This window comes from Halorhodospira neutriphila (genome assembly GCF_016584055.1).
GTDB lineage: Bacteria > Pseudomonadota > Gammaproteobacteria > Nitrococcales > Halorhodospiraceae > Halorhodospira > Halorhodospira neutriphila.
Map to the genome: position 1 here is coordinate 1 of NZ_NRSH01000285.1, position 544 is coordinate 544.

General features: G+C 78.3%; 1 protein-coding gene. It reads left to right on the forward strand.

Annotated features, from left to right (window positions below; translation table 11 throughout):
* Nucleotides 1-544, forward strand: a 544-nt coding sequence (locus CKO13_RS12490) for an ATP-binding protein (protein ID WP_200261484.1), incomplete at both ends; no start/stop codon positions are given.

A 544-nucleotide genomic window follows, 5' to 3' on the forward strand; every position in this document is an offset into this window, starting at 1 on the left:
CGGCAAGAGCATGCTCGCCGAGCGGCTGCCCGGTCTGCTGCCGCCGCTGCCCGAGGCCGAGGCCCTGGAGGCGGCGGCGGTGCGCTCGGTCAGCGGCGAGGGCGTGGACCCGGCCCTCTGGCGGCGGCCGGCCCTGCGCGCCCCCCACCACGCCACCACGACGGCGGCGCTCATCGGCGGGGGCCAGCCGCCGCGACCCGGCGAGGTCTCCCTCGCCCACCGCGGGGTGCTCTTCCTCGACGAGGTCCCCGAGCTGCCGCGCAACGCCCTCGAGGCGCTGCGCGAGCCGCTGCAGGCCCGGCAGGTGACCATCGCCCGCAGCGGCGCCCGCGTGACCTACCCGGCGGCCTTCCAGCTGGTGGCGGCCATGAACCCCTGCCCCTGCGGCTACCTCGGCGACCCGGGCAAGGAGTGCCGCTGCACGCCGGAGCAGGTCGCCCGCTACCGCAGCCGCCTCACCGGGCCGCTGCTCGACCGCTTCGATATCGCCGTCGAGCTCCCCCGCCTGAGCGCCCGGGAGCTGAGCGAGGCCGCGGAGCCCGAG